The following is a 13,720-nucleotide window of genomic DNA, read 5'->3' as shown; positions in this document are numbered from 1 at the left end:
CACAACTCATTACTCCAGCTTGTTGCTTTTGCTTACCTTACTTACCGATTTTTATCGATTCAACAGACTGCCTACATACCTAAGCAGGTCGTTGGCACTGGCACCTGTATAACCGTGTTCCTCAATCAATCGCTTAATCACCTCATTCATGCGTTTGAGCTGATTAGCATCGGGTGTTTTGGTCGAGGTCGTAATTTTCACAATATCCTTCAAATCAGCGAACAGCTTTTTCTCAATCGCTTCTCTCAGCCGATCATGATGATGATATTCGAACTTGCGTCCCTTGCGTGAGTAAGCGGAAATCCGGATGAGAATTTCTTCGCGGAACGCCTTTTTCGCATTTTCCGATACCCCAATCTGCTCTTCGATCGAACGCATCAGCCGCTCATCCGGGTCGAGCTCCTCATCCGTAAGCGGGTCGCGGATTTTCACCCAATTGCAGAAAGCTTCGATATTATCCAGATAGTTGTCGAACAGCGTCTTGGCTGATTCCTCGAACGAGTACACAAAGGCTTTCTGGACTTCTTTTTTCGCCAGCTCGTCATACTCCTTACGGGCCACGGAAATGAAATTCAGATAGCGCTCCCTTTCCTCCTTCGTAATAGAAGCATGCTGATCCAGACCATCCTTGATGGCTCGTAAAATGTCCAGTGCATTGATGGACTCTACATTTTGCTTAATGAGCGCACTGGAAATGCGATTGATGACGTACCTTGGATCTACCCCGGACATGCCTTCCTCCAGAAACTCACTTTGCATTTCCTTCAGATCGGCTGTCTTGTAGCCTTCCACCTCTTCACCATCATACATGCGCATCTTTTTGACCAGATCCATGCCCTGCTTCTTCGTCTCCTTCAGGCGGGTAAGCACGGAGAAAATAGCAGCCGTCCGCAGCGCATGAGGGGCGATGTGAATATGCTTCATGTCGCTTTGTTCAATGAGCTTGGCGTAAATTTTTTCTTCTTCCGAGACTTTAAGATTGTAGGGAATGGGCATCACGATCATCCGCGATTGGAGAGCCTCGTTCTTTTTGTTTGCGATAAAGCTTTTATACTCCGATTCATTGGTATGAGCAACGATCAATTCATCTGCACTGATTAACGCAAAACGCCCCGCTTTAAAATTACCCTCCTGGGTCAGAGACAGCAAATTCCACAAAAACTTTTCATCGCATTTCAGCATCTCCTGAAACTCCATCAGTCCACGGTTGGCTTTGTTCAGTTCTCCGTCAAAACGATACGCGCGCGGATCGGATTCCGAGCCATACTCCGTAATCGTAGAAAAGTCGATACTGCCCGTCAAATCAGCAATATCCTGTGACTTCGGATCAGAAGGACTGAACGTACCGATGCCAATCCGATTTTCTTCCGATATAAATACCCGCTCCACACGCACCTTTTCAATATCTCCATCAAATTCTGTACGCAATCTCATCTGGCAGGATGGGCATAGATTGCCTTCCATTCGTACGCCAAGCTCCTTCTCAAAATCCGGACGCAGTTCATGAGGAATGAGATGAAGTGGATCTTCGTGCATGGGGCAGCCTTCAATAGCGTATACCGCTCCCTGATCCGTCCTCGAAAATTTCTCCAGACCGCGTTTGAGCAAAGTGACCAGCGTCGATTTCCCCCCACTGACAGGTCCCATCAAGAGAAGAATACGTTTGCGCACATCCAGTCGCCGAGCTGAGGAGTGAAAGTATTCCTCCACCAGCTTTTCCAGCGCACGGTCCAGCCCAAAAATCTCCTGCTCGAAAAATTTATATCGCTTATGTCCCCCAACCTCTTCTACACCAAAAGATTCAATCATCTTGTAAACCCGTGCATGAGCGGTCATCGCCGGCGTCGGGTCTTTCTTGAGTATCTCGATATACTCACTAAAAGTGCCGCTCCAGGCCAGACGGTTGTTTTCCGCCCGGTACTCCGCAACGCGTTCAAAAATATTCATGCTCGGTTCCTCCCATGACTGCGTAATGACTATCCACCACTCCGGATGGTTAATGGCTACACTCGTCCACGCCTTTCAGGATATGATGCAATCCTCTTAAAAAAAGTGTAATACATACCTATGCAGATTGATTTCAGAATTGACCTTTTTTTTGTCACGGGTTCCCCTGCTTTTTCGAAAAACAGAGAGATACACTGTGCTAAAATATACAACAACGACGCGGACCTGACGCATTATGGTACAATATAAGCTCGGAATAATGGGATAAAGGAGCGGGAGAAGCATGGCGGTTCGGCATGAGACGGAGCTGTACGCTCCGATCAAAGCCTTTTTTGAGAGCTTGGGATACGAAATCAAGGGAGAAGTGCGTAACTGCGATTTGGTGGGTATAAAGCCAGAACAGCAGGAGCCACTGATTGTGGAGATTAAAAAGACGTTCAATCTGGCGCTTGTGCTGCAAGGCATGCAGCGTCTGAAGCTAAGCAGCAATGTGTATGTGGCGGTAGAACGAAACCGTGCGAAAAAAGGGGCTGTCAATCAGCGCTGGAATGAGCTGGTCGGACTGTGCCGCCAGTTAGAGCTCGGCTTGCTCACCGTCACCCATTACAAGACCAAGCCGCCGCTCGTAGAGGTACTTTGCAAGCCAGCGATCACGAACGGTGGTGACCGCAAAACGGCGGCAGTCCGCCTCGGCTCGCGCAAGGAAAGGCTGCTGCGGGAGTTTCACGCACGCAGCGGCGACCACAACACCGGCGGCAGTACCCGGCGCAAGCTGGTCACGGCCTACCGGGAAAAAGCGCTGCGCGTGGCCGCGGCCTTGCAGGGTCTGGGGGAAGCCGCACCGACGCAGCTCGCCCGTACAGCAGCCGTCAGCGGGGCCGCAGCCGTTCTCCAGCGCAACTACTACGGCTGGTTTGAACGCGTAGCCCGGGGCCGCTACAGGCTGACCCCGTTTGGCGAGGTTGCCCTGAGCGAGTATGCGGCGGTACTGCAAGAGCAAGGTGCCGAAACGGCCGCTGGCAAGGCTGTAGAGCCAGATGACGGCAGCGGACAACAGCGAATCGCGGAAGCGACAGCCGTGTACTCTGCCACTACGAATGCGGAAGATCACTGAGAAGCCTGCCACTCACCACCCTTCCAATACTGGGGATCGCCGAAAATCCTACCGCTTACTTCTGACGCCACGACTGCCGGAAGCTCTGCTGTAGCAAGCAGAGCATTCGGCCCCAGCTAACTTCGCGCAGTGAATTCACTAATCGTCTCACCGATCAAATTCATGCCCATGAGTAGCTGCTCGCGGCCCGGATGGCTGAAGTTCAGGCGGATATGGGACGCGCCTTCGCTGCCAACCGCGCACAACTCTCCTGGCATAAAGGCTACACCCTTGGGTAAGGCCGCCTTTAGCAGCAGTGCGCTGTCCAGCCCATCGGGCAACCGAACCCACACATACATGCCGCCGGACGGAATATGGTACGTCACATCTTTCCAAAATGGACGTTTGAGCAGCTCCAAAATTAATTGCAGACGTGTCGAGTACTCTTTGTTCAGCATGGCTAAATGCTCGTGCCATTGAAACCGCGAGCTGGTCAGCAACTGGAACAGGAGTCGCTGGTTCATCGTACTGGACTGCATATCGGCCAACTGCTTCAAAGCGTACATACCTTCGATCAACGGAGCGGGGCCTGCCGCCCAGCCGGTTCTCAGTGCGGGCGCAATCGTTTTGTTGAAGGAACCGATATATAGCACCTGTCCACCCTGCCCTGCATGATCCAGCGCAAATAGCGAAGGATAGGCTTCTGCAAATTTCCGACTTTGCCCGTGCTGGCTTTTGTCGCCGAATTCATTTTTTTGTTTAAAATGTAGCTCTCCGTAAGAGTCGTCCTCCACGATCAGCACCTGATAGCGCCTACACAGCTCCAAAATCTCCTGACGTCTTGCCGCGCTCCATAAGGAACCGGTCGGGTTCGTGAACGTGGGTGTGGCGAAAAAAAACTTGGGTTGGTGGTGAATGACTAAGGCTTCAAGCTGATCGGGACGCACACCATCTCCATCAGATTCAACGGGAACGATCTGCGCACCTTGCATGGAGAGTACTTGCAGGCATCCGGGCGATGTCGGATTTTCGACTAACACAGGGTCGCGTTCATCCACCATCAGCCTTACAATCAGGTCAATGGCCTGCTGACTGCCTGTTGTCAGGAGAATCTGTCCTGGTGGCACTCTAACTCCTTTGCGCTGTTCCCACTCTCCTGCAAGCCACGCCCGCAAAGGAAAATAGCCCTCCGGTTCACCATACTGGAGGGCGTCAGGGCCAGAACCAAATACATCATGAGCCGCTTCTTCCAGCAGCTTCACTGGAAATAGCTCTTGTGCAGGCAATTCTTCAGCCAAAGATATAAAGGAGTGTCTTCTCGCATTTTCCCGGATATGACGCACTGGAGAAGCCAACATTGCAGCGGTTCGTGAAGCAAAGGAATATTGCATGAACATCCTCCTTCTCCTGAAAAATAGGCTCACGACCTCCGGGTTGGCACGTCAGGCATACAGCTGCTTTGCTTGACGCGCGTACAAGGCATAACGTTCAATCGCCTGTGCCCGGCTGGACACGCCCAATTTAGCATAAATTTTACGTAGATAATTATCAATGGAGCGCCGACTGACTTCGATCTCGATCGCAATTTTGTCATATGTAATTCCTTGCACAATACGCTCCATAATGAAAATTTCGGTCTTTGTCAATTCGTCGAAAGGTTCAGAAGCCATGAGCGGCATAAACGGCCAATTTCCACAACGAATCCAATCCATTGGTAACGAAGCAAAACCTTCGCGCAAACCGTTGATCAGATGGATCAACTGGCTTGGTGACGCCTGTTTGGATAGCATTCCATTCGCTCCCAGCGAAATCAGCTGTTGGAACAGCGTAATATTATCCTCATCCGTCATAATAACAATATGGCTGTCTGGAGACAAGGCCCGTATTTGTGTTAGGAACGGTTCCGCCGTTCCCTCAGGCAACCTGTAATCCATTAAAATGATTTCCGGCCGAATGGAGCAAGCCAATTCCAGACCTTCCGTCCCGGAGGAGGACATCCCTCTGACAAGCAAATCCTGCTGGTCTTCCAAAATAAGCTTTGTTCCAAGCATACTTGTAGGATGGATGTCTATGATGACCACCTGCCATACTTTTCTCATGTCTAAACCTCCTGATTTCACAAAAAAATACATAAAATACATAGTTAAAAAAAATTGAAGTTATAATTTGGGGTTGCATATATAGAAATTGCGCAAATATGAACGCATAAGAAGCGAAAATCGTTTAAGGAAATTGTATCCTAGGACTTCCTTACGGTGCAATCTCTTTTTCCAAATAATTTTATGCATCTATTTCGCTTTTGCGAAATAAATAGGCCCATGATAGAATTGGAACTGCAAAATAAAGACTGGAAATTTGATTTTACATGGGAGTTGAAAAATCGCATGCAAGCTTCACCTGAACACCCTCCTGCCGAATCACGGCGGGGCACTTCAAGAAAGGGGATACCCGTAAAGGCTTTTCTGCTATTTTGGTTCCTGCTTATTATACTAGGTGCTCTCGCTACCTATCTGTACAGCAATCATTTGAAGCAGGAAATGTTGAACGAAATGCAAACCCATACAAACCAGCAGATTCAAGCGCTCAAAACCGACTATGAAAAACAGTTGGTTGCGCTTTCCGAGGAAGTTAACGGATTAGAGGGCAAAGTTCAGTCCTTCAATGAGCTGCTGACCTTTACCAAGGATAATGCAAACAATAAAACCGACAACAGCAATAAGCTGTACACCCAACTGAACGAAGTGAAGCAGCAGCTCAATGCACTTCAGAAAAAAATGGACCTGCTGAAATGAATATGGATACAAAACAGGTAAATCGTTTCTTCATGCTGGCCCTTGCTCCTTTTATCGGTTTGTTGGGGTGTGTTTTGTTAATTCATCCCACATTTAGTTTTTCCGGGTCTACCGTCCCTAGTCTGCAAAAAACCGAGGTCGTTCTACAAACGCACTCAGTAGGCAAGCAGCTCGATGAAGCCAACCAAACGGCAACATACACCTTGTCTACTATTCGCCGAACATCGGAACTGTACAAGCAAACAACCCAAACGATGAACCAGCTTGTCCAAACGGCCTCCACTCAATCCAAGCGTCCCGAAAAAATCTATAATCGGCGCATCACCGCCAAGCTCGGGGTTCCCTATGCGCGGGTAGACAGCAACCGGATTACTATTGAATTGTTTAAGGTGAACCCGGGGATTTATCATGGCTATGCCATGAAGGTCAAGCTTAAGGATCCTGCCGCTATGAAAATGTCTCTGGGGAGCGACAAACTCGGCGGCTCCGAAACGACCATGCGTGCTGTCCTGAGACACGGAGCTGTCGCTGGTATTAATGCAGGCGGCTTTGCGGATGGAGACGGCAAACGCTATCCATTAAGCACTACCGTCATGAACGGCCATTACCTGACCGGCTTTCAGTCCAGCTTTAAGGATTTGTCCTTCGTCGGATTGAGCAACACCGGCAAGCTCATCGGCGGCAAGTTTTACAGTCAGGGCGCTCTGGACAGCCTAAAGCCTGCCTTTGGAGCTACCTTCGTTCCCGTACTGCTGCAAAGCGGCCAAAAGATGCCGATTCCGGATAAATGGCAGGTTTCGCCCAAACGAGCGCCACGTACAGCCATCGGCAACTATAAAGATGACCAGCTGCTCATTATTGTCGTAGACGGCTACAATGAAAGCGGGGGTTCAGGTGCAACACTGGAAGAACTACAGGGAAAAATGTACAATCTCGGCGTTCAGAATGCTTATAATCTGGACGGGGGAGGCTCCTCCTCACTCATCCTGAACGGTCGAGTCGTGAACAAGCCATCGGATGGCAAACTGCGTCCAGTCCCTACTCATTTTTTGTTCTATAAATAGGAGCTTATCGTTTACAAGCATGTAAACTATGTCTGCTTACTTATACTTTATAAGAAAAAAAGCATCACGAACGAATGTCGTGATGCTTTTGCCCCATTTTAGGAGTACTGTGTCATTTCAGTCAAGCATTGAGCACAAATATAACGTTCTTTAAAATTGTTCACTTGCTCAACTGATCCGCAAAATACACATTTCGGACGATAACGCTCCAAAATAATATGGTCACCCTGAACCAAAATTTCGACAGGATCTCCCTCATTCATTTGATATCTTTTGCGCAGTGACTTGGGCAACACTATTCTCCCCAGTTGATCAACTTTACGCACCACACCAGCAGGTTTCATCGTGATCGTACACCTCTCCTATTTCATTATGAATTGCAATTTTCTTCCCCGCGAAAAACTAGGTACAAAGACACTATTCTTTATGTAGTATTCGCTGTCTTTTTGTCGAATCCTGCTGATCACAGGAAATTTTATTACATTTTTTCATAAAATCATGAACCATATCAAAGTATGGCACAGAATGTCTGTAATATTTTTATCGACCGAAATGTCCATTATCATTAGCTTTCTCTGAGGATTTTACAAATTAATAATTATAGCCTTATTTTCAAGCCCTTCGTCGGGTTTGTCTGAACAACAGAGGCACAAGGCTTGATTAGCAACTAAGGTCCTGGTTCTTTATTCGCGCTTATGCCCACTCACTTGATATTATTCACGATAAACCTGGAAACTCCATTTGCCGCAACGCTTCATATACGATAATCGCAGCGGAATTCGACAAATTTAGCGATCTTACTTTATCTGACATAGGCATCTTGATGCATGTATCCGGGTTGGCAGCCAGAAGCTCGGGAGGCAGCCCCTTCGTTTCTTTGCCAAATACCAAAAAGTCTCCATCCTGAAATGCAATATCACTATAACGCTGATTTGCTTTCGTGGTGGCATAAAAAAAGCGACCTTCCTGATACTTCTCCTGCACCTCAGCAAAGGATTCATGGTATTCGATGTGAACCGCATACCAGTAATCAAGTCCAGCACGTTTTAACGTGGCATCGTCGGTACGGAAGCCCAGCGGCTTTACCAGATGCAAATGTGTTCCCGTAGCAGCACACGTTCTAGCAATATTCCCTGTATTCGCCGGAATTTCCGGCTCAACAAGCACAATATGTAATGGCATCACGTTTCGTTCCCTTCACTTTTTGAACTGAAAAAATGTACACATTTTATTATTTTAACAAAATCAGTGAGAGTTGAACATCCAATCCAAAAAATAATCGCTCCTCACCACTAAAAGCCTTCCCCTATACACGTTCAGGGAAGGCTTTACTTTTTTTCGATTTCCAACAATTGTGTATCGAAATATATGTCCGTTACAATCAGCTATGACGCTGCTTAAAACTATCCATAAACTCGGCCAACGCTTGACAGTTCTCCAGTGGAACAGCATTGTAGATTGAAGCGCGAAGCCCTCCTACACTACGATGTCCCTTCAGACCGATGAAACCAGCCTGCTCGGATTCCTTAATAAATTGCTTTTCCAAGTCCTCATTTGCGAGGCGGAAGGTCACATTCATAATGGAACGGTCAGCGACGTCTACACAACCACGGTAGAAGCCTTCACTGCTGTCAATACGGTCGTAGAGCAAAGCAGCTTTCTGCTGGTTGATACGTTCAATACCTTCCAGGCCGCCTTCTTCCTGAATCCATTTCAGTACCTCATTTACCATGTATATAGCAAAGGATGGAGGTGTATTGTAGAGAGAATTATTCTTTTCATAAGTGCTATAACGCAGCATTGTAGGAACGTTGTCCGGTGAAGATGTCAACAGTTCTTCACGGGCGATCACGACCGTTACGCCGGAAGGTCCCAGATTTTTTTGTGCTCCAGCATAAATCAATCCGAATTGAGTAGCATCAAACGGCTTGCAAAAAATATCACTGGACATGTCCACAATTAACGGCACAGAGCCGGTATCCGGGAATTGCTTGAACTGCGTGCCTTCAATCGTCTCGTTGGACGTAATATGCACATAAGCAGTATTGTCAGGCAAGTCCAAATAATCCACATTTGGAAGACGCATATACTTTTCATCAGCAGAGGATGCAGCAATGTGGGCCTTGCCCAAAAGCTTGGCTTCCTTATAAGCCTTGTCTGACCAGCTTCCTGTCATGATATAGCTTCCTGTCTGCCCTTCGCTCAAGAAATTTAAGGGCAGCATAGCAAATTGCGTACTAGCGCCTCCTTGCAAAAATAACACCTTATAGCCTTCTGGATTGCCTAGCAGAGATAACAGACGTTCCTGCGCTTCATTATGAACAGATTCATACACAGCTCCACGGTGAGACATTTCCATAATGGACATACCTGTTCCCTGAAAATCTACGAATTCAGCTTGTACACGTTCCAGCACTTTGAGCGGCAATGCCGCTGGTCCTGCATTAAAATTATAGGCTCTCTTACTCAACAAATTCCCATCCCTTCTCTACTCTGGTGCGGATATTATCGCTATGATAGCAGTAATCATAAGAGCGTTCAAGACTTGTTAAAAAAAGTTGCCGATTTCATTTACGATGTGACAAAGATGTGAATGTAAGTGTATTTAACATCTTAACTTTATGGTATTTAATTTAATGTTAAAAGGTCCCCGGCTTAAAAACCGGAGACCTATCTTGAATACTAACCGTTACCCATAGGCAAATGGTTAGTATTCAAAGCAGCTATGCTGCTCGTTTTGTTAGCTCGTGTTGTCATTCGAGAGCAACCATGCAGCTCATTTATTATCTGCTATTAGCAGTCGAAATACAGGCTGTATTCATGCGGATGAACACGGATGTTAACCGATTTAGCTTCAGAACGTTTGAGCTCTACATAGTTATCAATAAAGTCCTTCGTAAATACGTCGCCTTCTGTCAAGAACTCATAGTCGGCTTCCAGAGCGTCCAAAGCCTCATCCAGCGAAGCAGGAACACTGCGGATTTTACTAATTTCAGCGGCAGACAGCTCATAGATGTTCGTATCAAGTGGACCATATCCCAATTCGATCGGGTTCAGCTTGCGCTTGATGCCATCCAGACCCGCCATCAGCATTGCAGAGAAGGCCAGGTAAGGGTTAGCTGTGGAGTCCGGTGTACGGAACTCGATCCGACAGCCTTTAGGCGTAACAGCCGCTACTGGAATACGGACAGCCGCAGAACGGTTACCTTTGGAGAATACCAGGTTAACTGGAGCTTCATAGCCTGGAACGAGACGTTTGAACGAGTTCGTACTTGGGTTCGTCAAAGCGATCAGCGCTGGTGCATGGTACAGGATACCGCCAATGTAATGAAGGGCCAGTTCGCTCAGGTTAGCGTAAGCACCTTTTTCGTAGAACAAAGGGGTGTCTCCATCGAAAATGGATTGGTGAACGTGCATACCGCTTCCGTTGTCTCCAAAGAGTGGTTTTGGCATAAATGTTGCCACTTTACCATATTGACGAGCTGTGTTGTGTACAATGTATTTATAAACAAGCAAATTATCAGCTGTTTTCTTGAGTGTATCAAAACGGAAGTTAATTTCCGCCTGACCTGCCGTAGCAACCTCATGGTGATGGCGCTCAATTCTCAGACCTGCTTCTTCAAGCAAACGGCACATTTCACTACGGATGTCTTGTTGGGTGTCTACTGGCGCTACAGGCACATATCCGCCCTTCACTCCTACTTTAAAGCCCAGATTTCCGCCCTCTTCCTTGCGATTCGTATTCCAGGCTGCTTCTTCGGAATCCACGAAAAAGGAGGAGCTGTTCATACTGGTCTCATAGCGCACTTCGTCAAAAATGAAAAATTCGGATTCAGGTGCAAAGTTAACTTTCGTACCTACACCAGCAGTTTTCAGGAATTCTTCTGCTTTTCTTGCAATGCCGCGAGGATCGCGGTCGTATTTTTCGCCGTCTGGCGTAGCAATGTCACACAGAATATTCAGTGTAGGATGCTGAGTGAAAGGGTCGATAAAAACCGCTTCCGCATCGGGCAGCATAACCATGTCGGATTCCTCGATGCCACGATAGCCGGGAATGGAAGAACCGTCGAAAGCAACACCATTAACAAATGTTTCTTCATCTACTTCGGAAGCTGGCAACGAAATATGGTGAGCACGGCCGGACAAATCTACAAAGCGAAAATCTACCCACTCAATATTATTTTCCTGAATTGTTTTTAATACATTTTCAACGGACATGTCTTCTTCCTCCCAATTTTCCGAACATTAAGTCTTATACAACCCTGAAATGTTCATGATCGAATGTTTTTTTCTGTCGTCATTATAAATCCCAAACATGACACGGGTCAATAGCTATGTAAGGTATTTTTTAAACTAATGTTAGATATGCTTACGCTCTTGATAACATTTGAAAAGCACAAAAAGCCCGAAATATCGGGCTTTTGGGGCGATTTTAATCAAATGACTGCGTTACGGCAAAACTTTTATACATTAATGTTAAGTATTGGATTTAAGAAATGGTACTGGGTGTATGAAATGTTTTTCCTACAGCCGGAGCAAGCAATTCCAAGTCTTTCAGCAAATCTGAAAATTGATCCGGGAAAAGGGATTGTACACCATCACCCGTCATCGAATTGTCGGGGTCTGTGTGCATTTCAATAATCAACCCGTCTGCACCAGCAGCCACCGAAGCCTTCGTCATAGGGACAACCAGCTCACGGCGCCCAGTGCCATGGCTCGGGTCGGAAATAACCGGCAAATGGCTCAGTTGTTGCAGAACAGGAATAGCTGACAGGTCCAGCGTATTTCTAGTGTAGGTTTCAAATGTACGGATTCCGCGCTCACACAGCATAACATTCGGGTTACCACCCGCCAAAATATACTCGGCAGCATTCAGGAACTCATCGTAAGTCGAACTGAAACCACGTTTGAGCAGCACTGGCTTGCCGCAGGTTCCCAGCTTGCGCAACAGATCAAAATTTTGCATGTTACGTGTACCTACTTGTAAAATATCCGCATATTCCGCACAGATATCCACGTATTCGGGTGTCATAACCTCTGTGATGGTCAGCAGGTCATGCTTCTTGCCTGCCTCGGCCATCATGATCAAACCTTCTACGCCCGTTCCTTGGAAACTGTAAGGACCCGTACGCGGCTTAAAAGCACCTCCACGGAGAACTTGTGCGCCCGCAGCTTTAACCAATGCAGCAATTTCATCAATCTGCTCAGCAGACTCAACGGCGCATGGTCCACCCATAATCACAAGCTCGCCTCCGCCGATGTTCACACCTTTAATAGAGATGACGGTATTTTCGGGATGAAAATCACGGCTCGCCAATTTGTAAGACTTCGATATTTTGACTACATTCTCTACGCCCTTCATTTGGCGCAGGTGTTCAGCCAACTTGGGCTCTACACTTCCGATCAGCCCGATAATCGTACGATCCGATCCATGGGAAACATGAGCCTGCAAACCTTCTTTTTCGATAACTGCAACAATAGCCTGGATATGTTCTTCAGGTGTTTGGACACCAGCGATAACGATCATATTTTTCTTCCTCTCTATTTAACATATTTAATGAATCATTTACAGATGACATTATATCACTTAAACGCTTGTTCGCTTTTAAGCTTTTATTCGTTAAAGTAAATATACCTGTTTTGCTTGTACTCGTCAAGACTTAATTATCCTGAATACCGGCCTGCAATTTCGATCCTCGTGATGCCGATTTGGTCTGGATGAAGTCTATCGTCCAATTCAAAAAAAGCTGCCATCCGAGAGTCCCTTCCCGAATAGCAGCCATGATCTGTTACAAATTATTTAGTCGTTTTTGACTTTTCACGCACAGGGGGCAATAGCTTCTTCATATCAATCGTCCGACGAATCTCCCATGTATCCGGGTTAGCCGGATCATATTGCTCCAGGTACAAAATAACCTCTTTCGTAATCAACGTAGGTGTAGAAGCTCCAGAGGTCACTGCTACCTTGTGAACGCCCTCCAGCCATTCCCGCTTCAGCTCTGTTACATCGGAAATACGGTAAGCTGTTGTACCCGCAATTTCTTCAGACACCTGAGCCAATCGGTTTGAATTGTTACTGCGCGGATCACCAACGACAATCACCAGATCCGCCTGTCCCGCCTGCTCCGCTACCGCTTCCTGACGCACTTGCGTGGCCAGACAGATTTCATTGTGTATTTCGGCACCCGGGAACTTCTCCAGCAGCTTTTTCATAATGTGCTTGATGTCCCACTGACTCATGGTCGTCTGATTCGTGATTAGAATTTTGCCCGCAGACAACATAAGGCTGTCGATCTCCTCTTCCTTCTCGATCAGATGAACATGGTCGGGAGCAATGCCGATAGCTCCCTCCGGCTCGGGATGATTCTTTTTGCCGATATAAATAATCTGATATCCCTCGGCAGACTTCTCCCGAATCAGATCATGAGTCTTCGTCACGTCCGGGCAAGTTGCATCAACCGTAGTCAGCCCCTTATCGCGAGCCAGCTTGCGAACCTCAGGGGATACACCATGGGCGGTGAAAATAACGGTACCACTCTCCACCTGGCTTAAAATCTCCATGCGGTTAGGGCCGTCCAGTGTAATAATTCCCTCATCCTCGAAGGAATTTGTGACATGACTGTTATGCACAATCATGCCTAGTATATAAATAGGCCGAGGTAAGTCCAAGTTTTTGGCCGCCTGACGAGCCAATACCATGGCATCGACTACGCCGTAGCAGTAACCCCGGGGCGAAATTCTGAGCACTTCCAAAAATAGCACCCGCTTTCTTCGACACAGTAGACAGCTCCAAAAATTGAGTAGCTGCGGCATCCAAGCCTTTA

The 13,720-nt window shown here is 47.2% G+C and carries 12 protein-coding genes; 3 read left to right on the top strand and 9 right to left on the bottom strand.

The genetic code is table 11. The features are described 5' to 3' along the window. Nucleotides 1–51: 51 nt before the first annotated feature. Nucleotides 52–1,947 carry a PrkA family serine protein kinase gene (locus ACIFO6_RS12715; RefSeq protein WP_430040996.1) on the bottom strand — a complete coding sequence of 632 codons (1,896 nt, stop codon included), beginning with the start codon at nt 1,945–1,947 and terminating at the stop codon, nt 52–54. A gap of 283 nt (nt 1,948–2,230) precedes the next feature. On the opposite strand from ACIFO6_RS12715, the gene ACIFO6_RS12710 reads away from it, so the two are divergent. Next, nucleotides 2,231–3,061 (top strand): DUF2161 domain-containing phosphodiesterase, encoded by an 831-nt coding sequence (locus tag ACIFO6_RS12710; RefSeq protein ID WP_430040995.1) that lies wholly within the window; start codon nt 2,231–2,233, stop codon nt 3,059–3,061. 116 nt (nt 3,062–3,177) lie between these two features. Here ACIFO6_RS12710 and ACIFO6_RS12705 read toward each other — a convergent pair whose 3' ends face one another. Both ACIFO6_RS12705 and ACIFO6_RS12700 read right to left on the bottom strand, forming a co-directional pair. Next, nucleotides 3,178–4,431: a PLP-dependent aminotransferase family protein gene (locus ACIFO6_RS12705; protein ID WP_430040994.1), complete on the bottom strand. Its 1,254-nt coding sequence runs from the start codon at nt 4,429–4,431 to the stop codon at nt 3,178–3,180. 51 nt (nt 4,432–4,482) lie between these two features. Then, entirely contained in the window at nt 4,483–5,139 is a 657-nt protein-coding gene (locus ACIFO6_RS12700) for a response regulator (protein WP_430040993.1), read from the bottom strand. 285 nt (nt 5,140–5,424) lie between these two features. Here ACIFO6_RS12700 and ACIFO6_RS12695 point away from each other — a divergent pair, with 285 nt between their 5' ends. Beyond that, a complete protein-coding gene (locus tag ACIFO6_RS12695; protein ID WP_430041040.1) occupies nt 5,425–5,832 on the top strand; it encodes a hypothetical protein in 408 nt (135 codons plus the stop codon). Beyond that, nucleotides 5,829–6,896: a phosphodiester glycosidase family protein gene (locus ACIFO6_RS12690; RefSeq protein ID WP_430040992.1), complete on the top strand. Its 1,068-nt coding sequence runs from the start codon at nt 5,829–5,831 to the stop codon at nt 6,894–6,896. The genes ACIFO6_RS12695 and ACIFO6_RS12690 overlap by 4 nt, the downstream gene beginning before the upstream one ends. A gap of 98 nt (nt 6,897–6,994) precedes the next feature. Here ACIFO6_RS12690 and ACIFO6_RS12685 read toward each other — a convergent pair whose 3' ends face one another. The 6 genes from ACIFO6_RS12685 to ACIFO6_RS12660 all read right to left on the bottom strand — a co-directional run bounded on the left by ACIFO6_RS12685 (nt 6,995) and on the right by ACIFO6_RS12660 (nt 13,649). Continuing rightward, complete coding sequence (locus tag ACIFO6_RS12685) at nt 6,995–7,240, bottom strand: AbrB/MazE/SpoVT family DNA-binding domain-containing protein (RefSeq protein WP_430040991.1); 246 nt, start codon at nt 7,238–7,240, stop codon at nt 6,995–6,997. A 373-nt stretch (nt 7,241–7,613) separates the two neighbouring features. Then, nucleotides 7,614–8,078 (bottom strand): tRNA (uridine(34)/cytosine(34)/5-carboxymethylaminomethyluridine(34)-2'-O)-methyltransferase TrmL, encoded by a 465-nt coding sequence (gene trmL, locus ACIFO6_RS12680; protein WP_283655253.1) that lies wholly within the window; start codon nt 8,076–8,078, stop codon nt 7,614–7,616. Nucleotides 8,079–8,277: 199 nt separating this feature from the next. Beyond that, nucleotides 8,278–9,369, bottom strand: a complete 1,092-nt coding sequence (gene serC / locus ACIFO6_RS12675; RefSeq protein ID WP_430040990.1) for a 3-phosphoserine/phosphohydroxythreonine transaminase — start codon at nt 9,367–9,369, stop codon at nt 8,278–8,280. A 320-nt stretch (nt 9,370–9,689) separates the two neighbouring features. Beyond that, nucleotides 9,690–11,114, bottom strand: coding sequence for a type I glutamate--ammonia ligase (glnA, locus tag ACIFO6_RS12670; RefSeq protein WP_430040989.1), 1,425 nt, complete (start codon nt 11,112–11,114; stop codon nt 9,690–9,692). A gap of 271 nt (nt 11,115–11,385) precedes the next feature. Next, a complete protein-coding gene (aroF, locus tag ACIFO6_RS12665) occupies nt 11,386–12,423 on the bottom strand; it encodes a 3-deoxy-7-phosphoheptulonate synthase (protein ID WP_430040988.1) in 1,038 nt (345 codons plus the stop codon). A 269-nt stretch (nt 12,424–12,692) separates the two neighbouring features. Continuing rightward, nucleotides 12,693–13,649: a 4-hydroxy-3-methylbut-2-enyl diphosphate reductase gene (locus tag ACIFO6_RS12660; RefSeq protein ID WP_430040987.1), complete on the bottom strand. Its 957-nt coding sequence runs from the start codon at nt 13,647–13,649 to the stop codon at nt 12,693–12,695. Nucleotides 13,650–13,720 lie beyond the last annotated feature (71 nt).

It is taken from the genome of Paenibacillus sp. NRS-1781 (genome assembly GCF_050467745.1).
Classification (GTDB): Bacteria; Bacillota; Bacilli; order Paenibacillales; family Paenibacillaceae; genus Paenibacillus; species Paenibacillus terrae_A.
This window is presented reverse-complemented; position numbering and strand designations above follow the sequence as displayed.